A 25,504-nucleotide genomic window follows, 5' to 3' on the forward strand; every position below is an offset into this window, starting at 1 on the left:
CTTTTGTTATATTATATTTTTATATAACCTTTGAAAAATTTACACACTTATTTGTACAGAGCCGCCTTTTAGCTGATTCGCAATTTTGCTAACTGCGAAACTCCTGACCTTATTACTCTCAGTTTGTGGACAGACATATTTCTTTAGCTCATCCCATATCTGATTCCATTTTTCCCGCTTGCTTTTCAGATTATCAAAATATTCAATCTTTTTATTTAAATCATTATCATGCATAGTTCATAACTCTTGAGTTTAAACTTGTATTAGCTGTTAAATATGGTGTTGCCAATTTTCTTGATACTTTCTTAAGTTTCTTGAGAAAGTCACTATTATATAGCACCTCATGGTTATATTTTTTGCCACTAGCTGCAGTCATACTAGGCAAGCCTAAAGTTAATCCTTCAATATCTCTAAGGGATGTGATCTTGCCAAGAGATTCATGTAACGGAGGTAAATCTTTTAATCGTGGTACTGATCGCATATTAAAATGTTCCAGCGATTGTTTTAGACCACCAAGCTCAGCTATTGCCATTTTTCCTAATCCCGATGAACCGTATCTTGCTATTCGCGACAAATCAGCACCTATACTTGGATCATTGTTGTTAAGATTAATTCTTTCAAAACCAGCAAGTTTACGACCAATATCGGCTCTATTCATATAATGACCTATACCAACAAGCGGAGATAACATTTTGATTCCTGAACCTATCCCAGCAAGTACTGAACCCTTAGCACCAATTGCTCCTAATCCTGACCCAAGTCCAAAGGTTAAAGCCGTTAGCCCCAATCCTTGTACTAATCCAGTAGTTCTTGCAGATTTTTGATACTTCCCAGCCCGCCATTCTAAATCTCTGCCATAGCTATCCAACTGGCTCTGAGCTGCTGCCCCATAACTCTTTAACTGATTTTGCAATCCTTCAGCATGCAATTGCTGTCTTGCATAGTCAGCAGAGATTTTCTCTTGTCTATTTTGCTCTTCCTTGTATTGTTCAATAATTTTGGTTAATTGTTGTCTAGCATTATCAAAGTTACTACTATCCTGCAACAATCGATTTTGCTGTGATTGGTGGTTAGCAAGCTGATGTTCAAGATTAGCTTTTTCCCTTGTTAGTTGTTGATGCTCTTTGGTGATACTATCCATCGAATGGCGTATTTTGCTTTCCACTTCGCCACGTTGCTTTTTTAGACTCTCTACGTCTTGCTGATATTTAGAAATGTGGCTACCGGCTTCCTCTTCGGTTAAACCTTTCAAGCTTTCTTTTCGCTGGGCTACTTGATCATACAAGTTTTGGAAGCTGCTTGGTAATTGCTCTACCTCACTTATTTTTGCATCAAGAGCAGGAGCTTTCTGTTTAAATGCTTCAAAAGCTTGTTGCAGTTGATTGGCTGATGCGGACAAACTAGATCTTTGTGACTCCAAGTTTTTTAAACCACTCTCATATTGTCTACTATGATAATCTAGTTGGTTCTGCATTTCATAGCTTCTCATGCTAGCTTGGTATTGTTGCTCTTCTAAAGAACGCAAACCCTGCTGAGCATCTTGCAATTGCTGCGATAAATTATTGATAGTAGTTTGTGCTTCACTAGCGTAATTATTGTAACGATCTCGTGATTCATTGTACAAACGATTCTGTCGTCTTTTATCTTTACCGGTAAGATAATTCCAAATTCCACCCATAATCCTATCGTAAATTATTTATAGATATTACTACCTGATAATAGTAAAAATATAACTGAACAAAATGTTAATCTCATTTCTTAACCCCTATCTCCAAAGCATTATAATCATTCACTACCCTACGGTGTTGCAATATATTATATTGTGACTGCTGTTGTTCATTACAAGTTTTAACGTCCATCGCGAGATAACAAAAACTCTCTACTATGTCAGTAGCTCTAGAGGAATTAGAATGCACCCCTCTTTTGCTGGCATCAAACTCATAAAGTCCGTTAATACCACGTTGACATTTTTGGACGTCGATGCGGCATTTACCTAGTAGCATTCTTGCCTTACTTATCATCTCCTCTCGTAAATATTTCCTACCAATGGTAAAAGGTGAAAATCCTACTTGCTGGGCAATCTCGTTGGCTTGTTGTAGCCTAATATCCAAAGTCGGCATTTGTCTTCGACTCATATCATGCGGTAAGACATTGCGTCCATATTGATAAGGTCTAGTTCTTAAATGATTCAAGTAAAACTCTAAATCCTTGCCCCTGTTCATGTAAAAGTCGATAATATCAATAGAGTCCTTTTTTTCTTGGACAAACCAAATCACTGTATAGTCAACAATGCCAATATCCCAGTAAGTATGAACCTGATAGGCTGAGTCATGTGGTACATAACCAATACGTCCTTCTTCTTCAGCTAGCCGTAATTGTTCAACAAAAGTACCTCCTTGATCAGCCCTCTTATAACGATAGGCTTCAAAGTCACAATAGAGTTCTCGGCGAATCTCTTCATTAGTCATATCAACTGAATCAATTAGCCTCAGGTTTACAAAGCTTGTTAGTAAATCCGGCAATGAACTGGTTTAACCTGAGCATAGTAGTTGAGGATGAAAAGCAGTACCAAAATAAGTTAACATCAGCTGAGCTGAACATGTTAGCCCAAATGATAGAAAAAGCCATAATGGATATATTCAACAATCCAGCTTCTAATTTCTACAATCAGATTCATCAGTTTTTTCTAAATCTGGCTGCCTTTGGTACAGCGATATTCTATGTTGAAGAAGACCTGTTATTGCCCCAAACTCTATTTTTCCGTAATATTAATTTACAAGAATGTTACTTTGAAGAAGATAAATTTGGTTTTGTTAATACCATGTACCGACTATTTAGCATGCCAATTAAAGCTGCATCAGCTAAATGGTCAAACTTTGCCGATTTCAAGGAAAGACTAGCCAAAAATCCTGATGAAACAGTAGAAATATTGCATATAGTTAGCCCACAAAATGAGAATCAGATAGGCAAAGGTGGGAAAGGGTTAATAACAACACTTGCCTATAGCTCAGAATATATCTACTTATCTGAACAAAAAATTATCAGTCAATCAGGATATTCGTATTTTCCGTTTTTTGTTACGCGGTGGATAAAAGAAGAAGGTCAAGTATACGGCTACGCTCCAGCTCATCATGTACTACCCGATATAAAACTACTAAATAGTTTAAGACAAATTACCCTGAAAGTAGCCCAAAAACAATTAGACCCACCATTATTAGTTCCCAAGGATGGCTACTACTTACCACTCTATACTACTCCAGGTAGCGTTAACTTCTACCGTAACGGTATGGCAGATAAGATAGTACCATTAACTGGCATGGAGAGTATCATTCCAACTGAAATTGAGCAAAATCAATGCCGCGATGCGATATTTAAGGCATTTTATGTTGACATATTCAGAATGCAGAAAGAAAACAAAGAAATGACTGCCACTGAGGTACAAATTAGAACGGAGGAACAATATCGGTTAATGTCACCAATGGTGGGTAGAATCGAGACGGAATTTCTAAATCCGTTAATCACTGCAATATATCAGACGCTGATAAAATATAACAGAGTACCGATCCTTGAAGGAGCAACTAGCCCACCTGATATTGAGATTGAATATGTCTCACCATTATCCAAGGCTCAAAAATCATCAACGATATCTGGGGTTGAGCAAGTAGTGAGCTTTTTCCAAAGGAGTGGCATCAGTAACTTCTACCCTGAAATTTATGACAATATAAATTGGGATGAGTGTTTTAAACTATTTTGCGAGCTTAGAGGAACACCAAGCTCAATTCTCAAGAGTGAACAGGAAGTATTGCAGATTAGACAACAACGCAAAATAATACCAATTGCAATAATTAACACGGTGTATTTATCCAGTCTCTATACATAATTGATTTTACTAAATCTACATTATGAGCAAGTTGATTCCAAGCGTAACAAGCCATAGTGACGATATCTTCATATACACCATAACATTGGTTAGACAAGTAATGATTCTGGTTCTGTCGCATATGTTGGACAATAGAAAAAAGATTGATATAATGATCTAAAAAAGATGTTAAGATGTTTCGTATTACTGCAAGATTATTATCATATTTCAAAGGATTTTGTTCTTCACCAGAAATAATAATGTTATTTGTCTATATGAAATGCCGATTTTCTTTAAGTTATCGAGATTTGGAAGAAATGATGAGTATAAGGGGAGCAAAAATTGATCACTCTACATTACAAAGATGGGTTATAAAATTTGTACCATTGATAGATCAGGTGGTTAGAAAAAGAAAGAAGCCAGTTGGTAGTAGTTGGAGAATGGATGAGACTTATATTAAATTAAACGGTAAATGGGTTTATTTATATAGAGCACTAGATAGTCTGGTAATACTGTAGACTTTCTGCTACGTAAGCATAGAGACAAGCCTGCAGCACTTGCATTTTTTCGTAAAGCCTTTAGAGAGAATAATTTTCCTGAGAAAGTAGTAATTGATAAAAGCGGTAGTAATACGGCTGCTCTTAATGATTTGAATACAGAAGTTCCTAAAGATTATAAAATTAAGGTTATTCAGACCAAATACCTGAATAATCTTGTAGAACAAGATCATAGGTTTATCAAAAAACGTACAAAGCCAATGCTTGGTTTTAAGAGTTTTCATTCTGCAGAAATGACTATTACCGGTATAGAAAATATTCGTATGATGCAAAAAAGACAAATAATTGGAGAGTCAATCATTTAATTTGTGTAAGTTCATTTTTTATTTTCCAGTTAACCACTCTGCACTGCAAGTGCAGAGCTTAATATTACGGCATGAATGCCTCATGTATGTACTAACTTAAAAGTTAGAAACTATTTGTGTATGGCTCATTTAGAAAGTGTCACAACACAAAAAGAATATATCTGTGAAGTGTAAGATTTTGTTAAAAAATATCTTATCTTATCTTTTCTTGATAAGATATTTAAAATTTATGTTGAAACGACGCACTGCAAGTGCGGGGTTTTTCTCCCAAAGTGGGACAATAAATCATATTTAAAATCTCCACAAAGTATTTCAAATTGATTTAAAGCTAAAGACCAATCTTTAATAGGCATGGTCCATTTTTTGGCTGCATTTTGTAGGGATAAAAATATTATTTTTTGAATTGACTTATCATCTGGAAACACCCCCTTATTTTTGATAATTTTTCTAATTTGACGATTTACAGATTCTATAGTGTTAGTAGTATAAATTACCTTTCTGATCTCTTCAGGAAAGGCAAAAAACGGTATTATCCCAGACCAATTACGTTGCCAAATATCAGAAATTACCGGATATTTTTTATCCCATTTTACACCAAATTGCTGAAGTTTTAAACGTGCCATTTCGTCATTATTAGCTGTATAAATTTGTTTTAGATCTGATGTGACCTCTTTTAAATCTTTATATGACACATACTTTACTGAATTGCGAACCATATGTACAATACATAATTGTACTATAGTACTCGGGAATACACTGCTTATAGCTTCTGGAAAGCCCTTTAAACCATCCACACAAGCAACATAAATTTGTTCAATTCCTCGATTCTTTAACTCAGTAACTACTTGCATCCAAAATTTAGCACCTTCATTTTTGCCTATCCAAATGCCAAGTAACTCCTTTTTCCCTTCTATATTTACAGCAAGTGCTAAATATACTGCTTTATTTATTACTATGTGATTGTCTCTAGATTTTACATAGATACAGTCCAAGTATAATATTGGATACACCCTATCTAAACAACGATTTTGCCACCTAGTTACTTCTTCTATCACCCCATCTGTTATGGTGGATATCAAGTCACCAGATACATCAGTTTGATATATTTCTTCTAAATGCCCTCGGATCTCGCTGACTGTCATACCGCGACCATAAAGGGATATCACTTTCTCATCAAATCCATTAAATCTCCTCAGCCCTTTTGGTATTAATTGAGGATTATACTCTCCTTCCCGATCTCTTGGTACTTCTACTGTCAGCTTACGACCATCCCCATCAATTACTGTCTTCTCATAGCTACCATTACGACGATTATTATCTACTTTTGGCATCTTGCTATGTTTTGAATATCCTAATTCATGATCCAACTCACTTGCTAATATTTTCTCAACTATTTGCTTCTTTAGCTGTTGAAATAAACCATCTCGACCAAATAACTCCGATGGATCTGCTTTTGATAATAATTCTTCTACTAGCTGATTACTGATGTCTAATGTATCTTTATCTGTATCTAATTTTTTAGCCATAATTCCTCCTTGCTTGCTTAAGTTACTTTTTTTACAGTAATCTCTTACTGCTTTCTTTGCAACTTACACAAACTATAGGACAGACTCTAATTGGAGCTAATGATAATCTTTCTACTTTTGAGAATTTTGCTATGTTAATGGCATCATAATGTCCAAAACCTTAGTTTTAACAATCTTGATGTAGTATGATTTATAGATGCGACAAAACCCTATTTTATTGTCAAAAGCACCATTGGTATCTTTTTTGTGCTTTTTAATGTTTAGTATATCCTTTAATTTATAAGAGTTGCTATTACATATTGCCTCAAGTACTTCTATGATATCAGCAATTTCTTCGATAGATTCACTTTCTAGAAATTCTTCTACCTCTTCAGAAAGTTTCTGTCTTAATAATTGTTTATACTCAGCCAATTCTGCAATACGAAAGACTGGTATTCGACCAAATTTTAAGATAATTTGCGGAACTAAATCTCTCACTAATTTTGTCATATTACCTGTGTATTATTGGTTAAAGGTTAACCAATCGTCATAAAATTGGCATTTTCTAGCCATAGAATTTTGCAAATAATTTCATTGTTAGGATATAGTTTTGCTACTATATGTCGGTAAAAATTCAACTGATCAATATAAGATTCCTTAACTAATTGACAGGTTTTAGGTGGACTAGCATCGGATTTATAATCAATAATGGTTATTTTCCCTGTATCAATGGCAAGTAAATCAATTCTTCCTATCTTAACCTCATCATTTAGAGTTGTCCCTATCGTCACTTCAGTTTTTAGCTCTTGGGAAATAAGTGCCATAAATTCTATATTATTCAGTAATTTATCAATATTGCTATGAATCTTTTCTTGCAGAGTTGTTGGTAACTTGTGAATAAACGGATGTTTATTCATCATAGAAAAATCATTGATCTTTGTGGCATCTTCTAGAATTTTATGAAATATCTTACCATATTCCAAATGATCATTAACTATAAGAGGAGAATTGACTGAATAATTTTGCTTTGTATTTCTGGTGATTTTATTAATTAAAAAAAGGTTTGGTATCCAATCTTCAATGTCATCCTGCTTTGATGCGGGATCTCGAATATCCAAAGCACCTTTTTGCTCTATTTCTTTAGATTCCTGTCCATTTCCACTTCCTTCAATAACTGATTCATAAACTATAATACCATTTTTCTGTACCTTCCCGTGCATATTCATTGTTCTAGCAACCAACTCATACCAACAATTTTGTGGTAGCTTACTACTTGACTGATAACCACATATCACTAAATGGTCTTCGGCTCTAGTCATTGCAACATAAAGTAGTCTAATATATTCTTGTAAGTCTTTTTGTTGCTCCTTTTCTTTGAGAACTTTAAAGAATTCTGGGCTATTGGCTGATTGAGTGGTAGAGAACACTTGATTTTCGTCCCAAATGAATTTATTACTATTAGTTGGTACTGAACTAGTATCGCACAGAATAACAATAGGTGCTTGCAGACCTTTAGAAGCATGCACGGTCATAATTTTTATCTTACTTGACGATTCTAAATTTCTTTTAATCTCAATTTTGTTATTTTCAAACCAATAAACAAAGCTTTGCAAAGAGCTATCTATATTATTAGCATAATTGCTACTCAAATATATCAATTCATTTATTACGTCATTACTATCAAATCCATTAGCCTCAACTAAAACTTTTCTAACATCCAAACAATCGACAATAAGTGAAAAAAAATTTTCACAATTGGCAACCTTATATAGCTGCAAGAAATGACATAGTTTCTTATATATACTTGCATAGTCTAGGACAGTTTGTAGGTAACCCCAAATAGAATTCTTGCCCCGAGAAACTGAAATAGTTTGTAGTGCCTGTTCACTCATACCAATTATTGGTGATTTTAATAGACTAGCCAAATTCAAATCATCTTGAGGTAGTAGTACAAATTTCGCTATGCTCATTAAGTCTAATACTGACAAATTTTTATTTAAAGTGATCCGATCAACATCTTCTACTGGCAAACCATGTTGCTTAAGACAGTTAATAATCTCAAAAATCAACTCATCTCTCTTGCGTACCAAAATCATAAAATCTGATTCTTTGACTTCGGAATTAGTAGCAGGCAGGATTCTTCGACTTGCTATTTGGCTTTTTATAAAACTAGCAATTTGTTGTGCAAGTAATTGCTGAGCAGATTTGGATTTATTATGCTCTTCCAGTAAAGGCCAAAACAACTTACTCTCTTTTTCATCCTTAACTAATGGCCAAAGTTCAACTCTACCTTTATGAGTTTGACGAAATGGCAAAATTTTAGGATTATCAGATGTAAATAATTGTGGAGTAGTATGTTTAATTTGTTGAAAAATTAGATAGACAATATCAATAATTTCTTTAGTAGATCTATAAGACCACTGGAGAGTAATATTTCTAAAATTCTTATTTGCATCAGATAGGTTTTTATACAAATTTTCATTAACATAACTAAAAGAGCTAATATCTGCTCCTTGGAAGCTAAAAATCGACTGTTTCTCATCGCCTACGACAAAAATAGTACTTTTTTGCTTAGTGCTAGAAGTAAAGTCTGCTATAATTGCAGTGATAATGTCCCATTGTTCCGGGCTAGTATCTTGTGCTTCGTCAACAAGCAAGTGGTCAATCCCGCCATTAAGTTTATAAGCTATCCAATTCTTTGCAGCATTATCCGTTAATAATAACTGCGTAAGATAAATTAAATCATCATAATCAAGCAAACTATGCTGGGTTTTGTAGGAATCATATTTATCAAGAAAAATCTTTGCCAAGTTACGTAATGAATTTGAGTAATTCTCCATATCCTGCATTTTAGCTTGTTGATCTATCTGAAAAATTTTCTCTTGAATATATTCAAGTTCATTCAATAACTTTGGGTACTTCATTGCCATAGATTTAGGCAATATGTTCTTACGCTTAAGGTTTTCTTTAGTAAGAAAAAATTGTTGAATTTCTTGATCTAAGTCAATAGCTATTGAGTATTTTGCCAATAATTGCCTAGCTTGGTCATAAATATTTGATAATTGTGCAAAAATAGTTTGAGCATCGTACTCTACAAAATCCATTTGTTTGGCAAATAATTTCTTAAACTTAATTTTTTGCTGGATTATTTCAGAGAAAATATCATTGATAGTTGTTTCATGGAAACTTGTCAGAAAAAAACTAATCAGCTCATTATAAGTCGGATCTAAATAGATTTGGTTTCTTATTTTGCTAACAACCCCTTGTGCTGTAATCTCGTCAAGAACCTGAAATTTTGGATTAATGCCAACTTCAAAAGGAAATAATTTAAGCATCTTCTGACAGAAAGCATGGATAGTGTAAATATTAATACCATCTTCAGAGTTTAGTAGTCTGTTATATAAAGTTTTGGTATATTGCACCTCACTTTCTAAAGGCTCTCTAGTAAGTAATAAACCTAACTCTTCAGTTAATTTAGCGGTTTCGTTTGCAGCAAATTGAGCAAGTTTATTTTTAATCCTACTCTGCATTTCAAGGGTGGCTGCATTAGTAAAAGTTAAGCATAGTATCTTTTCAAATGGAACTCCCTTAATTAGTAACCGTAGCACCCTATCTGTTAGAATTTTGGTTTTGCCTGTACCAGCTGAAGCAGAAACCCAAACAGAATATTCTGGGTCAGATGCTTGTTGTTGTAATTCATTCATTTTATTTCTATTTGAGTAACTTAAACTTTTTTACTCACATTAATAGCCATATTACACATTAATTTAATAACTTTATTAATTAAGAAAGCAAATACTACCTTACTGCTACCTTGTACTAGAGCTATATCTTTATGTTCAATTTCCTCAGCCTGAAATTGTTTTATGCTATTTACTAATTCTTTCTCTAAATTATACAATTCGAGATAATCTATTTGTTTCTGATAATGTTGTTCAATCACTTCTTCTACACTTTGCGTTAGTAGCATGGCAGTTTTTGTTCCTATCAATATCGATCCACTACCAAGTACATAGCCAATAATATGCCAAAATGGTATCAAAATAGTTGGTCTAACATTATGTTGTAATAACAAGTTAGTAAAGTAGCTCAAATGTACTTCTTCTTGCTGCATCATATGTTTTATTGTAGAGGAATCTTCGTGGTTTTTGCAATAATTTAATTGCCCTTGATAAATTCGTTTAGCCCCATATTCTCCAGCATGATTTACTCTAATCATTTCTTTTATGATATTGTCTGAATTGGTGAAATCGGGTCTTGCCATATGCTGCCTTAGTATCTAAATAACGGATAATTTATTGCATTACGCGAATTCTGGTATTTTATAATAGACCTTATATCTTAAGAATGTGTTATAAGTAATTAAAGAGGGTGACTTGAATAGACCTTGACTAAAATAGTCGCTAAGAGAATAAGTACCCTCTTTTTGGTAGTTTACCTTGAACAAATTGCAGAAGGTGGTCTTAAAAAGAGCAGCCTTGCACCATAAGAAGAAGGAGATTATATCATGAATAAAATAATAGGTCTAGACGTAAGTAAAAACTGGCTTGATATATGTGTATATAATACAAGAGATAAACCTAAATATCATCGTTTTGCCAATGATGCAACTGGTCATGAAGAGATGATTAAATTAGCAAAAGAGCAAGAGATTAAGCTAATAATATGTGAACCTACTGGAGGATACGAAGCTGAGATTTGTCAAAAGCTGGATAATAATAACCAACAAATACATAAGGTAAAGTAGTTGAGATTTAATCTTACATTTAGTAAAATAAACAAATTATTAAATAGAGATTAAAATGAATTTAAATCAGAAAATAATAAGACCAAAAATAGGATTACTTGAACTAGCAAAAAGCTTAGGAAATGTATCTAGTGCATGTAAGACAATGGGGTATAGCAGAGATAGTTATTATAGATTCAAGGAATTATATGAGAATGGTGGCGATGAAGCCTTGTATGAAATAAGCCGTAAGAAACCCATATTGGCTAATAGAGTTGATCCTATTGTAGAGAAAGCGGTATTAGACATGGCAATAGAGTACCCCGCTTATGGTCAACTTCGTGTATCGAACGAATTAAAAAAAGATGGGATTTTAGTATCTCCCGGCGGCATTAGATCTATCTGGCTTAGGAACGATCTCAATAATCTTAAGAAACGGCTAGTAGCTTTAGAAACTAAAATGGCTCAGGATGGCATTATACTTAAGGAAGCTCAATTACGTGTCTTGGAGAATCGTAAGAATCTTAAAGAGGCACATGGGGAAATAGAGACAGAACATCCAGGCTATCTTGGTTGTCAAGATGTTTACTATGTTGGCAACTTTAAAGGAATAGGTAAGGTTTATGGTCAAACTTTTATCGATAGCTATTCCAGGGTGACGGATGCCAAATTATACACAGACAAAAGGTTCTGTCGCATATGTTGGACAATAGAAAAAAGATTGATATAATGATCTAAAAAAGATGTTAAGATGTTTCGTATTACTGCAAGATTATTATCATATTTCAAAGGATTTTGTTCTTCACCAGAAATAATAATGTTATTTGTCTATATGAAATGCCGATTTTCTTTAAGTTATCGAGATTTGGAAGAAATGATGAGTATAAGGGGAGCAAAAATTGATCACTCTACATTACAAAGATGGGTTATAAAATTTGTACCATTGATAGATCAGGTGGTTAGAAAAAGAAAGAAGCCAGTTGGTAGTAGTTGGAGAATGGATGAGACTTATATTAAATTAAACGGTAAATGGGTTTATTTATATAGAGCACTAGATAGTCTTGGTAATACTGTAGACTTTCTGCTACGTAAGCATAGAGACAAGCCTGCAGCACTTGCATTTTTTCGTAAAGCCTTTAGAGAGAATAATTTTCCTGAGAAAGTAGTAATTGATAAAAGCGGTAGTAATACTGCTGCTCTTAATGATTTGAATACAGAAGTTCCTAAAGATTATAAAATTAAGGTTATTCAGACCAAATACCTGAATAATCTTGTAGAACAAGATCATAGGTTTATCAAAAAACGTACAAAGCCAATGCTTGGTTTTAAGAGTTTTCATTCTGCAGAAATGACTATTACCGGTATAGAAAATATTCGTATGATGCAAAAAAGACAAATAATTGGAGCTAATGATAATCTTTCTACTTTTGAGAATTTTGCTATGTTAATGGCATCATAATGTCCAAAACCTTAGTTTTAACAATCTTGATGTAGTATGATTTATAGATGCGACAAAACCAGATTTTGTTAAAAAATATCTGTATGATTCATTCTTATCTTTTCTTGATAAGATATTTAAAATTTATGTTGAAACGACGCACTGCAAGTGCGGGGTTTTTCTCCCAAAGTGGGACAATAAAAAGTCTATAGTAGCTCCTAACGAATCAACTGCTCTATAAAGGTATATCCATTCACCATTTACTTTAATGTATGTTTCATCCATCCACCAGCTATTGCCAACAGGTTTCTTGTATTTTCTAACTTGCATGTCTATTAATTTTACAAACTTGATTACCCACCTTTGTAGAGTAGCATGATCTATTTTCGCACCCCTGATAATTGCCATTTCTTCTATATCTCGGTAACTTAAAGAAAACCTACATTTCATCTAAACAAATAACATGATTATTTCCGGTGAAGAACAGAATCCTTTAAAATATTTTAACAACTTTGACGCAATATGAAATGGCATAGCTGTATCTTTTGTTTAACTATACCTACTTTTTCTACCATTTACAACAGATGCGACAGAACCAAAAAAAATAACCTAGAATGATCAAGGTCAAAGGGCTTACCCCTTTGACTACAAAACTAGGATTTAAGCAGATTGTTGATCTCCTGAATAGATAAACCGGTAATACGAGAAATTTCAGCGATAGAGTAATTATTAGAGAACATATTTTTTGCTACTTCATATTTTTCCTCTTTTCTACCAATCTTCATACCTCTAGTTTCACCTCTAGCTTCACCTATTTGGATGCCTCTAAACTCACCTTCTTCAATATATTTCTGGGCGATAGTTCTCATAATATTACCTGTCTCTTCTTCTGATAAATATTCGGCTAGTATTTGCTCTAATTCTGATTGCTGCTCTTCTGCCAACTTAGCATCAGTATACCATAAAAACGATTCTAAGTAAATATAACCATTATCTCTATCAATTAAAACTTCTAGTTTAAACCTTCTTAAAAACTCCTCCCACAAACTAAGCATATCACGTTGATGTATATGCTTCATTACATAACTCATCATCCCTAAATGCTTCTGATGCACTATCTCATCATCCGACATGGTAAAAGGCTTAAAGCATTAGAAGCAAAGATGGCTCAGGATGGTATTGTTCTTACTGAGGCTCAGTTACAAGTGCTAGAGAAGCGTCGTAATGAAAAAGAAGCACATGGAGAAATTGAAACGCAGCATCCAGGTTATCTAGGATGTCAGGATACGTACTATGTAGGTAATTTCAAAGGTATAGGTAAGGTTTATTCTCAGGTATTTATTGATAGCTATACTAGGGTAGCGGATGCTAAACTATATACTGATAAAACAGCTATTACTGCTGCTGATATGCTTAATGACCGCGTGTTACCATGGTACGAGACCCAAGGGATACCAATACTTCGTATTCTTACAGATCGTGGGTCAGAATATAAGGGAAATATAGAGCATCATGCTTTTGAGTTATTTCTTAGCATAGAGGGTATAGAACATACTACAACTAAGGCATATTCTCCTCAAACAAACGGTATGTGTGAACGTTTTAATAAAACCATGAAACAAGAATTCTTTGATACAGCTATGCGTAAAAAGATTTATACCGAATTTGACGATTTACAATTATATCTTGATATTTGGTTAGAGCATTTCAATAATGAGCGACCACATTCAGGAAAATATTGTTATGGAAAAACTCCTATGCAAACTTTTCAAGATAGTAAGAAATTAGCTGTTGAAAAGAATAATGAAATCTTGTATCTTGAATACTCCTCTGACAGTCAAAATTTAACTGACAATCAGGTGCAAAATTTATAGTGCATGTAAGATCAAATCTTGACTTCTACAAAGTAATAAGTATCAAATTGATATTGCAACAGTTTGTGAGAATTATCAATCAGATAAAGAGGTGACAGCAAAGCCTGAATATGTACAATTTAAACAACTATTTGATGATAGTATAAAAGATACAGTTTGGGATTTGTATTTACATTTGGTGTTAGGGAAAAAAGAAGCCGCCTTACCATTAGCAGAATGTTTGAGGAAAGGTTATGGTACTAATAAAGATGATTTTCTTGCTGACTTAACATTAGCGATAGGAGTGGAGTTAAGAGATCAGGAATCAGTTAAACTAATGGCAACAACGTCAGTATCACATCACATACGAGATATAGCAAGAAAATGTTTACCAGAAATTGCTGAGCATAAATTAGGAGTGGAAGGTCGAGAGATATTATGGGATGAAATAATGTCAAGGGGCAAGGCATTTGCTTACTTTATTGAGAAAGTGACGCAGCATTCATATTATCAAACTATCCAGGAATCCCAAGCAGCAGGTATAAAATATTGGAGTAATTTTGTTGAACAAGCATATTATTGTTTATCTGAGATTGCTGAAGAAGTATCAATTGTAGGAGATTCATTAAATCAAGAATAATATGAAATGTTGTTACAGTGAACGGTTAATTAATAAATTGCTTATATTAAATGAGAGAGCAAAAGATAAAATAGATATAGGAGTAGTCAAAAAAGCTATCTATTTTGCTAAAAAATATCATGGCAGTCAAATGCGGCAATCAGGTGAGCCATATTACTCTAGAAGTGGCTTATATGATTTCCGATTATTTATTCCGCACTGATATTATTGTAACCAGTATATTGCATGATACAATAGAAGATACTGAACTTACCAAAGAGAAAATAGCAAAAGAATTTGGAGTAAAAGTAGCAAATCAAGTACAAGATTTAACAAGGATAAAATGTGAAGGAGTAAAGACTAGTTCTGCAAAAACAGTAGAATTATTGTATAAGGAAAAAAAATATGATGTACTTCTAGTCAAGTTATTTGACCGACTCCATAATATGCAAACTATAGGAGCTAAATCTCCTGAAAAGATGAAAAAAATAGTAGATGAAACTTTACAAATATTTTTAATGCTTGCAGCAGTTCTTGGGGTGCATGAAATTGAATTAAGTAAATATTGTTTATGTACAATATCCAATTATAATAACATAAGGTATTATGTAGATATTATGGATAATTTCCAACTTCCTTCTCTAGTGTTATAAAGTAATTTAAGGCAAACCAATATCCTATAATAATTGGAATTATAATAATCCATAGTCCCCAGTAATTTAAATATTCTACTAAATAAACAATTCCAAACGCAGTAATGACATACATAATAGTACGAGATAATGCAAATAAAAGATTGGGGTAAGTAAATCTTTTGAGAACAGGAAAATGTTTCAATAAAATAGGAGTAGCTGGAAACTCAGATATCCAAAATGATGCAAACGCTAATTGAACTATTAATACACCACTACTATTGAAACGATAAAGTATATACGGAAAAATTAATGTTAAAATCATAGAGAAATATAATTTTAATTTTAAAATCCTTAAAGGATATATTCTATAGCTTATTACAGCTAACAATATACCACTTAAAGTACCAATTATTGAAATTAAAAGATTCTGATGAATTACTTGCTCAACAGTGTACGAATAGTGATTTTTTAATATTTGTGGGCAATATATAAAAGCTATATAAAAAGATATAGTGGAAGCACAATATATCAAGAAATAAGATATAGAAGTTTTTGTACTTACTTTTTGTTCCCAAATTAAATTATCTTGTAGAATATTTGTATTGCGATTACATCCTATAACGACTCGTGAAATCCTAATACATTAGAAGTAAGTCATAATGTGCTAACTTTTAAAATATTATTAGAAGCACCAAGTATTAGACAGATAACTATTAACAATAAAAATGCTTTGGAAAGGAATGATGGACTTATAATTAGTCAATATGGTAGTAATTCATCTATACATAAAGTTATGCTATCTAAAATATTGAAATTTTTCATTCTAAAAATGGAAGAGGTGTAAAACAGGAAGTTTAAGTACATTATTATGTCATATTTGGAATTGCTGCTTCCAAAAGAGTATACAATACGAAAAAATACAAAAATGTGCGTAAAAAACTGTCCGGAAAACTGTTGACAGATCACCCTTTATACAATGGTAATTTTTATGTTTAAAAGAAAAAGAGATGATGGGGAAACAGATACATCGTTAAATAATTATCATCAATTATTAAGGAAGATACCAAAGACAAAATGGAGTGTTTTAGATGTTAAGAATTTACTAAATTATGTTCAAGCAATAAATAAAGATAAGGCTTTAGTAGGTTTGGATATCAAAGATATAAAAGGTAATACACCATTATTATTGGCTATAGACCAGAAAGATACGAACACTATTCATTCGTTGCTGAAGTTTGTTGGGCAAAAAGACGATGAAGGTAAATTCCTAATTGATCTAAATATACAGAATAAGGATAAGTATACAGCATTATTACTGGCTATAGACCAGAAAGATACGAACACTATTCATTCATTGCTGAAGTTTGTTGGGCAAAAAGACGATGAAGGTAAATTCCTAATTGATCTGAATATGCAGCATAAATATGGGTATACAGCATTATTACTGGCTATAGACCAGAAAGATACGAACACTATTCATTCGTTGCTGAAGTTTGCTGGGCAAAAAGACGATGAAGGTAAACTCCTAATTGATCTAAATATACAGGATAAAGATAAGTATACAGCATTATTACTGGCTATAGACCAGAAAGATACGAACACTATTCATTCGTTGCTGAAGTTTGCTGGGCAAAAAGACGATGAAGGTAAATTCCTAATTGATCTAAATCGTTGTAATTACAAAGGTAATACGCCGTTATTATTGGCTATAGACAAAGGACAGAAAAGTACTGTTGATGCGTTACTAAAGTTTGTTGGGCAAAAAGACGATGAAGGTAAATTCCTAATTGATCTAAATCGTTGTAATTACAAAGGTAATACGCCGTTATTATTGGCTATAGATACAGAACAAGAGTACACTATTAATTCGTTGCTGGAGTTTGTTGGGCAAAAAGACGATGAAGGTAAACTCCTAATTGATCTAAATATACAGAATAAGGATAAGTATACAGCATTATTACTGACTATAGACCAGAAAGATACGAACACTATTCATTCGTTGCTGAAGTTTGCTGGGCAAAAAGACGATGAAGGTAAACTCCTAATTGATCTAAATCGTTGTAATTACAAAGGTAATACGCCGTTATTATTGGCTATAGACAAAGGACAGAAAAGTACTGTTGATGCGTTACTAAAGTTTGTTGGGCAAAAAGACGATGAAGGTAAACTCCTAATTGATCTAAATATACAGAATAAGGATAAGTATACAGCATTATTACTGGCTATAGACCAGAAAGATACGAACACTATTCATTCGTTGCTGAAGTTTGCTGGGCAAAAAGACGATGAAGGTAAATTCCTAATTGATCTAAATCGTTGTAATTACAAAGGTAATACGCCGTTATTATTGGCTATAGACAAAGGACAGAAAAGTACTGTTGATGCGTTACTAAAGTTTGTTGGGCAAAAAGACGATGAAGGTAAACTCCTAATTGATCTAAATATACAGAATAAGGATAAGTATACAGCATTATTACTGGCTATAGACCAGAAAGATACGAACACTATTCATTCGTTGCTGAAGTTTGCTGGGCAAAAAGACGATGAAGGTAAATTCCTAATTGATCTAAATCGTTGTAATTACAAAGGTAATACGCCGTTATTATTGGCTATAGACAAAGGACAGAAAAGTACTGTTGATGCGTTACTAAAGTTTGTTGGGCAAAAAGACGATGAAGGTAAACTCCTAATTGATCTAAATATACAGAATAAGGATAAGTATACAGCATTATTACTGGCTATAGACCAGAAAAATACGAACACTATTCATTCGTTGCTGAAGTTTGCTGGGCAAAAAGACGATGAAGGTAAATTCCTAATTGATCTAAATCGTTGTAATTACAAAGGTAATACGCCGTTATTATTGGCTATAGATACAGAACAAGAGTACACTATTAATTCGTTGCTGGAGTTTGTTGGGCAAAAAGACGATGAAGGTAAACTCCTAATTGATCTAAATATACAGAATAAGGATAAGTATACAGCATTATTACTGGCTATAGACCAGAAAAATACGAACACTATTCATTCGTTGCTGAAGTTTGCTGGGCAAAAAGACGATGAAGGTAAATTCCTAATTGATCTAAATCGTTGTAATTACAAAGGTAATACGCCGTTATTATTGGCTATAGACAAAGGACAGAAAAGTACTGTTGATGCGTTACTAGAATTTGTTGGGCAAAAAGACGATGAAGGTAAACTCCTAGTGGATGATAAAGGTAAACCCTTGCTTGATCTAAATCGTTGTAATTACAAAGGTAATACACCGTTATTATTGGCTATAGACCAGAAAAATACGAACACTATTCATTCGTTGCTGAAGTTTGTTGGGCAAAAAGACGATGAAGGTAAACTCCTAATTGATCTAAATATACAGGATAAAGATAAGTATACACCGTTATTATTGGCTATAGATAAAAGACACAAGCAAACTGTTGCTGCGTTACTAAAGTTTGTTGGGCAAAAAGACGATGAAGGTAAACTCCTAATTGATCTAAATATACAGGATAAAGATAAGTATACACCGTTATTATTGGCTATAGACAAAGGACAGGAAAATACTGTTGCTGCGTTACTAAAGTTTGCTGGACAAAAAGACGATGAAGGTAAACTCCTGCTTAATCTGAATCTCTTTAATGATGACGGTAATACGCCGTTATTATTGGCTATAAAAAGGGAAGATACGAACACTGTAGATGAGTTACTAAAGTTTGCTGGGCAAAAAGACGATGAAGGTAAACTCCTAATTGATCTAAATATACAGAATAAGGATAAGTATACAGCATTATTACTGGCTATAGATACAGAACAAGAGTACACTATTAATTCGTTGCTGGAGTTTGCTGGGCAAAAAGACGATGAAGGTAAATTCCTAATTGATCTAAATATACAGAATAAGGATAAGTATACAGCATTATTACTGGCTATAGATACAGAACAAGAGTACACTATTAATTCGTTGCTGGAGTTTGCTGGGCAAAAAGACGATGAAGGTAAATTCCTAATTGATCTAAATATACAGGATAAAGATAAGCATACACCGTTATTATTGGCTATAGACAAAAGACAGAAAAGTACTGTTGATGCGTTACTAGAATTTGCTGGGCAAAGTACCCCCCTACTTGATCTGGATCGTTGTAATTACAAAGGTAATACGCCGTTATTATTGGCTATAGACAAAGGACAGGAAAATACTGTTGCTGCGTTACTAAAGTTTGCTGGACAAAAAGACGATGAAGGTAAACTCCTGCTTGATCTTAATATCCAAGATCATGAAGATTATACAGCATTATTATTGGCTATAGACAAAGGACAGGAAAATACTGTTGCTGCGTTACTAAAGTTTGCTGGGCAAAAAGACGATAAAGGTAAATTCCTGCTTAATCTGAATCTCTTTAATGATGACGGTAATACGCCGTTATTATTGGCTATAAAAAGGGAAGATACGAACACTGTAGATGAGTTACTAAAGTTTGTTGGACAAAAGGATGATAAAGGTAAATTCCTGCTTGATCTTAATAATATACACGATAAGTATACGCCGTTATCATTTGCTATAAAAAAGAAAGATATAGACATTATAGATAAGTTACTAAAGTTTGCTGGGCAAAAAGACGATGAAGGTAAATTCCTGCTTGATCTTAATATCCAAGATATGAAAGGTAATACACCGTTATTATTGGCATTAATATGCTCTACCTTAAAAAAGTCCGATACAACTAATACTAAAAATATTGCTGTTACAGATGAAATCATTATTAGTAGGTTACTGAATTTAGCTAAAACATCTCATGAAGGCAAGCAACCTTTGGTGGATATAACAATTAAGAATAAAGATAATTATTCAGCACTACTTTGGTTTCAAAAATATAATAATATAATAAGTGGCACAATACTTAATTTTTATCAAAGATATATCAATAACAAAAATGATGATGTTCAACAAGAAGTGCCATCGCAAATTAAAACATGTTCTATGCAAAACATTGTTGGTGCTACTACATTTCAGGAGCTATCTGCCACTGGATATTTTATAGATAAGACTATGTTTATCGAGGAGTTTCTTCTGAGTAAACCAAAAATAATACTGATTACATGTCCTAGAAGATGGGGAAAATCTGTCAATATGAGTATGATACATCAGTTCATAACAGTTCATGTTGATGATGAAGGGAATAACAATATATCTGACATAAAACAAAGTGAGAATTATAAAGTATTTGCACAACCAAATTATCTAAATACTAACAATACAATGCATATCTTAAATAGTAAAAATATTATAGACCAATATATGGGAAAATATCCTGTGATATATCTTGATTTTCGAAAGATTAAATATGAAAATGATGAACAATTAATATACTCGTGTATTAAATTATTGCAAGACGCTTTTATATCTCATGAATATTTATTAAAAAGTGATCGACTCACTGATCGTCAAAAACAATATTTTAACGACTACTATGACGTAAAAAAGTTTGATAAAACATTGATAAATGAATATGTCAGTATGATTAGTCACGGCTTATCTACTTTAGCAAAGCTGCTAAAAAAACATTTTCAAAAAAAAGTATTTGTTTTAATTGATGAATATGATACTCCAACAAATGAGTTATCGTTAGTACCGATTCCATTACATGATGTGAAAGAATATATTGTAGAAAAGAAATGCATTCCGCTAGCAAAACTTACAGAAGATGACATTAATAGTAATTTACTAGATGCTATAAATAGTATAAAGGAAAAGAAAATAATAGGTACTTCAAAGATTATAGCATCATTAATGGAAAGTATACTAAAACCAACAGATGCCGGGGAGAGTTATTTAGAAAAAGCATTAATTACAGGAATATTTAGGATATCTAAAGCGGGTTTTTTTTCTAACTTAAATAATATTACAGAATATAACTTTTTTGATAATCCATTTTCTAAGTTCTATGGATTTACTAAAGAAAATATACAAAGTTTGAAAGAATTTTTAGTTGATGGTGCCGATAATACTATTGAACAAATGATGAAATGGTATGGTGGTTATATAATAGGTGCACAGAATTTGTGCAATCCTTGGGATATAATGCAGTTTATATCTCACGATTGTCAATTTGATGTATACCGTGATAATAGTAGTAACTTGTCTTTTATTCAAAAAGTTTTAAAAAACACAGACATAAAATCAGACTTTCTCAAGTTAGTTGGAGGTTCTTTCATAGATGAAGAGTCTTGCATACCTAGCAATATGAGATTAAAGCTAAGTTTTGATTTGGATAGTTTTATTAAATTAATTGCTGTTATTAGTAGTAAAGAGGAATATTATACCAATATTCCTAAGGATTCTCTAGAAATGATTTTCCCATTTCTTCTAGCAACAGGTTATCTATCTAAGAATAAAGGTAAAATTAGCATAGTTAATAAAAGTAGTACAAATCTTTTTTGTGAGAAGCTCCTAAATATTTACCACAAAAACATAGTAATGAATTTTAATATATCTACTAAAATACAAGATGAATTATCACTATTTTTTAAGCAAAATAATGATAAGAACTTTGCACAAGTATTCCATGAGGCATTACCTGCTGCATTAAAAACAAATGCACTATGGAATGAAAGTTTAATTCAGGGAATTTGCACTTGTTTGTCATTATCATTATTAATGAATGAGAAAATATCTTGGTGTGCTAGCAATCCAGTGTATACTACAGTCGAGAGAAAAATACCTGACATTGTTCTAGTGAAAGATAAGACAGCATTATTAATTGAATTAAAGTATTCTTCTAATTCTTATAATAACACGTCGTACAATAATGCTTATCAACAAGCCTTAAAGTATTGTGATTTCTTCTTAGTAGAATATGAAATTATATATAAGAAGTGTATTCTGATATATGTGTATCCAGATACAACAATAGTAAAATCTTCCGATTTTCAACCACCAAAAACGATACAAGGAACAAATTGTTTATATGCAGGGTTAAGTGAAGATTCAATCAACTATAATATACAAATGATGAATAGTGCAAATTTAATTTTGGTTGACATTAATTCAATCAATAATATTGTCAGTAATTTAGCAATTTTAAAAGTTGCATATCAAAATAATAATCATGCCGTTGTTTTTCTTAAAAACAATAATTTTATATCAATAATTGATCCATTAAGTGAAAAATCTGAATTTAGTAATATTTTAGAAAAGCTTTCAGGTATTCTTTTAGAGGATAAAAAAATTCAAGAGGTAAATATTATTTATTCTGGCTTACAACAAACTGATACTGGAGTATGTGCTGACATATCATTGATTTTATCTAAATATATTGTAGATAAATTAAAAAATATTAAATTAGTTCAAGATATAATTACAATTATTCAATCTTTAGCAATAGAAATGTATTCGGGGCAGATATTAACAGATAGTCAAAATATAATAGTGGTTAAGTATTTTTTTCCAAAATTAACATGTAAGCAAGATGTAAGAATAATATTTGACGTGAATAAAAATAATAAAGATACACATTTGTTAGATAATGATAAAATTATCTCATTACAAAATGAAGTAACTCAACAAGATAATCATGATATGCTTGTTCAATCTTTAGATTTAATAGGCAGCAATTTCAAATATGACATTATGGATCAGTGAGTCTTTTGCGAAGATGGAAGCATAAATAGGGTCTATCAGAAAGATAGTGTAAGTATGATATCAGAGTTAGTCCATCTTTGATCAACATTTGCCCATTTTTGGTCATCAGTACCACAAAGTATAGCAAATTAATTCAAGGCAACTGACCAATCTTTAATTGTATGATTCATAAAGATTATTTCAATTTTAGGATGTGCTAAAATAATGGTATGGACCTACCCTATATACAGAATGAGAAGCGTATGCTAATCTTCTAGGATAGGAAATGAATCCTAAACAACAATAAGGAGGTCCATATGGAAGTTACCACAATTGGTATAGATATTGCAAAAAGAATTTTTCAAATTCACGGTGTAGATAAAAATGGCAAGACAATATTAAAGAAGAAATTAATGAGAGAACAGGTTTTAACTTTTATGGCTAACGTACCAAAATGTCTAGTAGGCATGGAAGCTTGCGGTGGAGCTAGCTATTGGGCAAGAGAATTAGTTAACCACTCTGCACTGCAAGTGCAGAGCTTAATATTACGGCATGAATGCCTCATGTATGTACTAACTTAAAAGTTAGAAACTATTTGTATATGGCTCATTTAGAAAGTGTCACAACACAAAAAAATATATCTGTGAAGTGTAAGATTTTGTTAAAAAATATCCTATCTTTTCTTGATAAGATATTTAAAATTTATGTTGAAACGACGCACTGCAAGTGCGGGGTTTTTCTCCCAAAGTGGGACAATAAAATTAGGTCATAATGTAAAACTAATGGCACCACAGTTTGTTAAGCCTTATGTCAAAACCAATAAAAATGATCAAGCTGATGCAGAAGGAATATGTGAGGCAGTAGCAAGACCTAGTATGAGGTTTGTACCCATTAAAACTGTAGAGCAACAAGATATTTTATTTATTCATAGGGTAAGACAGAGATTGGTAAAAAATCGTACTGCACTTGCTAATGAGATTAGAGGGCTATTATATGAATTTGGTTTTACTATTCCGCAAGGAATCAATAAGATTATAACAAAATTAACTGAGATTTTAGACGAAGGGCATTTAAGTCAGCTAAGCTACCAAACATTTAGTGAGTTAAAAGAAGAATTTGTAGAAAATGATAAAAAAATAAAAGAGCTAGAACAACGATTAAAAATCATAGCTAGCCAGTATAGTAATCACCAACAACTAATGATGATACCAGGTATAGGTTTAATAACTGCCACAGCCTTAATAGCCTCAATAGGTAATGCTAGTTGTTTTGAAAATGGTAGGCAACTATCAGCATGGCTGGGATTAGTGCCAAGGCAACACTCTAGTGGTGGCAAAAATAAGTTGCTTGGTATTAGTAAAAGAGGTGATATCTATTTACGTACTTTGTTAATTCAAGGGGCAAGATCCATTCTGAATAGCAAGATAAGATTTACCACGGAAGAACAAAAATCTAAAAAAGATTATAGCAAGTTTACTGAGTGGATGTTTAATTTATCTGAGAGAAACGGTCATAATAAAACAGTTGTCGCGGTAGCTAATAAGCTAGCAAGGGTGGTATTTGCATTACTTAGTTCAGGTGATGATTATACCGAGAGTAAAGTTTGTAGTTAAAAAACTACTCCAAATAATTGATGAAATGACATTATAGGTAATAGAAGTTTAACAAATTCCAATCCGGAATATGCGAAGAATGATAATATTGATGGTAACTAAGACGAACCTTAGCTTACAAAAAAACTGATTTAGCTAAGGGCTATTTATAAGTCGATAAAATAATAAGTATAAGTTTGTAAGCCAGCGAATTCCATCAGGGCTATAGGATAAATTGCTTGATTTATTGTCTATAAGCCGGATACATGACTGCATTCGATTTTTTTGCTGTTATATATTATTTTTTTCTTGCATTGTTGGGTAGGTCCATACATAGCTAAATGGATAGATTAGAAAAAACACGTTTAAGTTGGATAAAACTATATAAAGAGGTAAAGGATGCTGGGATTGTATGCCGTAGATGTGGTATTTCTCGACCTACTTTACGAAAATGGTTACAATGTTATGAAAAGAGCGGTGTTGATGGATTAAAAGAGCTAAGCCGTAAGCCTTATAACTGTCAAAGCAAGATAACAGCTCAACAAGAAAAGCTTATTTTATCACTAAGAAATGAACGTAAATTAGGAGTTAGGCGGGTTCAAAGTGGCCCACCGTAACAGAACATGCGAAAAGCGAAATGCATACCTTATATCCATAATACCGATAGGCTTTTCAGAAGAAGGTATTTTTTGTATAGCCCTTCTCTAATTTAAAGCCTTATTTCTCTGTAACCCTAATAATCTTCAACGTTACATAAATTGATATCCTTATTTTATTTAGCAAAAAGCTAGCTCTAAATT

At 32.6% G+C, this 25,504-nt stretch carries 19 protein-coding genes and 7 pseudogenes; 15 read left to right on the forward strand and 11 right to left on the reverse strand.

What is annotated here, in order from left to right; genetic code table 11:
* Positions 1 to 39: 39 nt before the first annotated feature.
* The 3 genes from AAHN00_RS09525 to AAHN00_RS09535 all read right to left on the reverse strand — a co-directional run bounded on the left by AAHN00_RS09525 (position 40) and on the right by AAHN00_RS09535 (position 2,468).
* Positions 40 to 234, reverse strand: a complete 195-nt coding sequence (locus AAHN00_RS09525) for a hypothetical protein (RefSeq protein ID WP_342271127.1) — start codon at positions 232 to 234, stop codon at positions 40 to 42.
* Positions 227 to 1,678 carry a hypothetical protein gene (locus AAHN00_RS09530; RefSeq protein ID WP_342271128.1) on the reverse strand — a complete coding sequence of 484 codons (1,452 nt, stop codon included), beginning with the start codon at positions 1,676 to 1,678 and terminating at the stop codon, positions 227 to 229. The genes AAHN00_RS09525 and AAHN00_RS09530 overlap by 8 nt, the downstream gene beginning before the upstream one ends.
* A gap of 73 nt (positions 1,679 to 1,751) precedes the next feature.
* Positions 1,752 to 2,468: a hypothetical protein gene (locus AAHN00_RS09535; RefSeq protein ID WP_342271129.1), complete on the reverse strand. Its 717-nt coding sequence runs from the start codon at positions 2,466 to 2,468 to the stop codon at positions 1,752 to 1,754.
* A 35-nt stretch (positions 2,469 to 2,503) separates the two neighbouring features.
* On the opposite strand from AAHN00_RS09535, the gene AAHN00_RS09540 reads away from it, so the two are divergent.
* Positions 2,504 to 3,880 carry a portal protein gene (locus tag AAHN00_RS09540; RefSeq protein ID WP_342271130.1) on the forward strand — a complete coding sequence of 459 codons (1,377 nt, stop codon included), beginning with the start codon at positions 2,504 to 2,506 and terminating at the stop codon, positions 3,878 to 3,880.
* Here AAHN00_RS09540 and AAHN00_RS09545 read toward each other — a convergent pair.
* Positions 3,846 to 4,001: a hypothetical protein gene (locus tag AAHN00_RS09545; RefSeq protein ID WP_342271131.1), complete on the reverse strand. Its 156-nt coding sequence runs from the start codon at positions 3,999 to 4,001 to the stop codon at positions 3,846 to 3,848. The two genes, AAHN00_RS09540 and AAHN00_RS09545, sit on opposite strands and share 35 nt — an antisense overlap.
* A 52-nt stretch (positions 4,002 to 4,053) precedes the next feature.
* On the opposite strand from AAHN00_RS09545, the gene AAHN00_RS09550 reads away from it, so the two are divergent.
* Positions 4,054 to 4,721, forward strand: a protein-coding gene (locus AAHN00_RS09550; RefSeq protein WP_410521381.1) for an IS6 family transposase whose coding sequence is annotated in 2 segments (ribosomal slippage) — positions 4,054 to 4,363 and positions 4,363 to 4,721 — 669 coding nt in all. Because the reading frame shifts where the segments join, the coding sequence is not laid out codon by codon here.
* 136 nt (positions 4,722 to 4,857) lie between these two features.
* Positions 4,858 to 5,016 (forward strand): hypothetical protein, encoded by a 159-nt coding sequence (locus AAHN00_RS09555; RefSeq protein ID WP_342271132.1) that lies wholly within the window; start codon positions 4,858 to 4,860, stop codon positions 5,014 to 5,016.
* Here AAHN00_RS09555 and AAHN00_RS09560 read toward each other — a convergent pair.
* The 5 genes and pseudogenes from AAHN00_RS09560 to AAHN00_RS09580 form a co-directional block, all read right to left on the reverse strand.
* Complete coding sequence (locus AAHN00_RS09560; RefSeq protein WP_342271133.1) at positions 4,949 to 6,247, reverse strand: IS256 family transposase; 1,299 nt, start codon at positions 6,245 to 6,247, stop codon at positions 4,949 to 4,951. The two genes, AAHN00_RS09555 and AAHN00_RS09560, sit on opposite strands and share 68 nt — an antisense overlap.
* Before the next feature lie 129 nt (positions 6,248 to 6,376).
* Positions 6,377 to 6,724 carry a nucleoside triphosphate pyrophosphohydrolase gene (locus AAHN00_RS09565; RefSeq protein WP_342271134.1) on the reverse strand — a complete coding sequence of 116 codons (348 nt, stop codon included), beginning with the start codon at positions 6,722 to 6,724 and terminating at the stop codon, positions 6,377 to 6,379.
* Positions 6,725 to 6,762: 38 nt separating this feature from the next.
* Complete coding sequence (locus tag AAHN00_RS09570) at positions 6,763 to 7,452, reverse strand: PD-(D/E)XK nuclease family protein (RefSeq protein ID WP_342272636.1); 690 nt, start codon at positions 7,450 to 7,452, stop codon at positions 6,763 to 6,765.
* Positions 7,453 to 9,930, reverse strand: a pseudogene (locus tag AAHN00_RS09575) (UvrD-helicase domain-containing protein); the annotation flags it as partial. It lies immediately after the preceding gene.
* A gap of 20 nt (positions 9,931 to 9,950) precedes the next feature.
* Complete coding sequence (locus tag AAHN00_RS09580; RefSeq protein ID WP_341755268.1) at positions 9,951 to 10,490, reverse strand: demethoxyubiquinone hydroxylase family protein; 540 nt, start codon at positions 10,488 to 10,490, stop codon at positions 9,951 to 9,953.
* Positions 10,491 to 10,733: 243 nt separating this feature from the next.
* On the opposite strand from AAHN00_RS09580, the gene AAHN00_RS09585 reads away from it, so the two are divergent.
* The 4 genes and pseudogenes from AAHN00_RS09585 to AAHN00_RS09600 all read left to right on the forward strand — a co-directional run bounded on the left by AAHN00_RS09585 (position 10,734) and on the right by AAHN00_RS09600 (position 12,602).
* Complete coding sequence (locus AAHN00_RS09585) at positions 10,734 to 10,973, forward strand: IS110 family transposase (RefSeq protein WP_342271135.1); 240 nt, start codon at positions 10,734 to 10,736, stop codon at positions 10,971 to 10,973.
* A gap of 55 nt (positions 10,974 to 11,028) precedes the next feature.
* Positions 11,029 to 11,637: pseudogene (locus AAHN00_RS09590) on the forward strand (helix-turn-helix domain-containing protein); the annotation flags it as partial.
* 66 nt (positions 11,638 to 11,703) lie between these two features.
* Positions 11,704 to 12,411 (forward strand): IS6 family transposase, encoded by a 708-nt coding sequence (locus AAHN00_RS09595; RefSeq protein ID WP_342270905.1) that lies wholly within the window; start codon positions 11,704 to 11,706, stop codon positions 12,409 to 12,411.
* Positions 12,412 to 12,458: 47 nt separating this feature from the next.
* Complete coding sequence (locus AAHN00_RS09600) at positions 12,459 to 12,602, forward strand: hypothetical protein (protein WP_342271136.1); 144 nt, start codon at positions 12,459 to 12,461, stop codon at positions 12,600 to 12,602.
* On the opposite strand, the pseudogene AAHN00_RS09605 reads toward AAHN00_RS09600, so the two are convergent.
* Both AAHN00_RS09605 and AAHN00_RS09610 read right to left on the reverse strand, forming a co-directional pair.
* Positions 12,583 to 12,924, reverse strand: a pseudogene (locus AAHN00_RS09605) (IS6 family transposase); the annotation flags it as partial. The gene AAHN00_RS09600 and the pseudogene AAHN00_RS09605 overlap by 20 nt on opposite strands.
* A gap of 119 nt (positions 12,925 to 13,043) precedes the next feature.
* Entirely contained in the window at positions 13,044 to 13,523 is a 480-nt protein-coding gene (locus AAHN00_RS09610; protein WP_342271137.1) for a transposase, read from the reverse strand.
* Positions 13,524 to 13,526: 3 nt separating this feature from the next.
* Here AAHN00_RS09610 and AAHN00_RS09615 point away from each other — a divergent pair.
* The 8 genes and pseudogenes from AAHN00_RS09615 to AAHN00_RS09650 all read left to right on the forward strand — a co-directional run.
* Positions 13,527 to 14,264 (forward strand): annotated as a pseudogene (locus AAHN00_RS09615) (integrase core domain-containing protein); the annotation flags it as partial.
* A gap of 91 nt (positions 14,265 to 14,355) precedes the next feature.
* The gene (locus tag AAHN00_RS09620) at positions 14,356 to 14,883 is read left to right on the forward strand and encodes a hypothetical protein (RefSeq protein WP_342271138.1); all 528 of its coding nucleotides are present in this window, start codon (positions 14,356 to 14,358) and stop codon (positions 14,881 to 14,883) included.
* Position 14,884: 1 nt separating this feature from the next.
* Positions 14,885 to 15,515, forward strand: a pseudogene (locus tag AAHN00_RS09625) (HD domain-containing protein).
* Positions 15,516 to 16,485: 970 nt separating this feature from the next.
* Positions 16,486 to 23,133: an ankyrin repeat domain-containing protein gene (locus tag AAHN00_RS09630; RefSeq protein WP_342271139.1), complete on the forward strand. Its 6,648-nt coding sequence runs from the start codon at positions 16,486 to 16,488 to the stop codon at positions 23,131 to 23,133.
* Positions 23,134 to 23,429: 296 nt separating this feature from the next.
* A pseudogene (locus tag AAHN00_RS09635) lies at positions 23,430 to 23,612 on the forward strand (IS110 family transposase); the annotation flags it as partial.
* 101 nt (positions 23,613 to 23,713) lie between these two features.
* Positions 23,714 to 23,884: a hypothetical protein gene (locus AAHN00_RS09640; protein WP_342271140.1), complete on the forward strand. Its 171-nt coding sequence runs from the start codon at positions 23,714 to 23,716 to the stop codon at positions 23,882 to 23,884.
* A pseudogene (locus tag AAHN00_RS09645) lies at positions 23,877 to 24,725 on the forward strand (IS110 family transposase); the annotation flags it as partial. The gene AAHN00_RS09640 and the pseudogene AAHN00_RS09645, both read left to right, overlap by 8 nt.
* 320 nt (positions 24,726 to 25,045) lie before the next feature.
* Positions 25,046 to 25,321, forward strand: coding sequence for a helix-turn-helix domain-containing protein (locus tag AAHN00_RS09650; protein ID WP_342271141.1), 276 nt, complete (start codon positions 25,046 to 25,048; stop codon positions 25,319 to 25,321).
* Positions 25,322 to 25,504: the final 183 nt, after the last annotated feature.

This window comes from Candidatus Tisiphia endosymbiont of Parasteatoda lunata (genome assembly GCF_964030955.1).
Classification (GTDB): Bacteria; Pseudomonadota; Alphaproteobacteria; order Rickettsiales; family Rickettsiaceae; genus Tisiphia.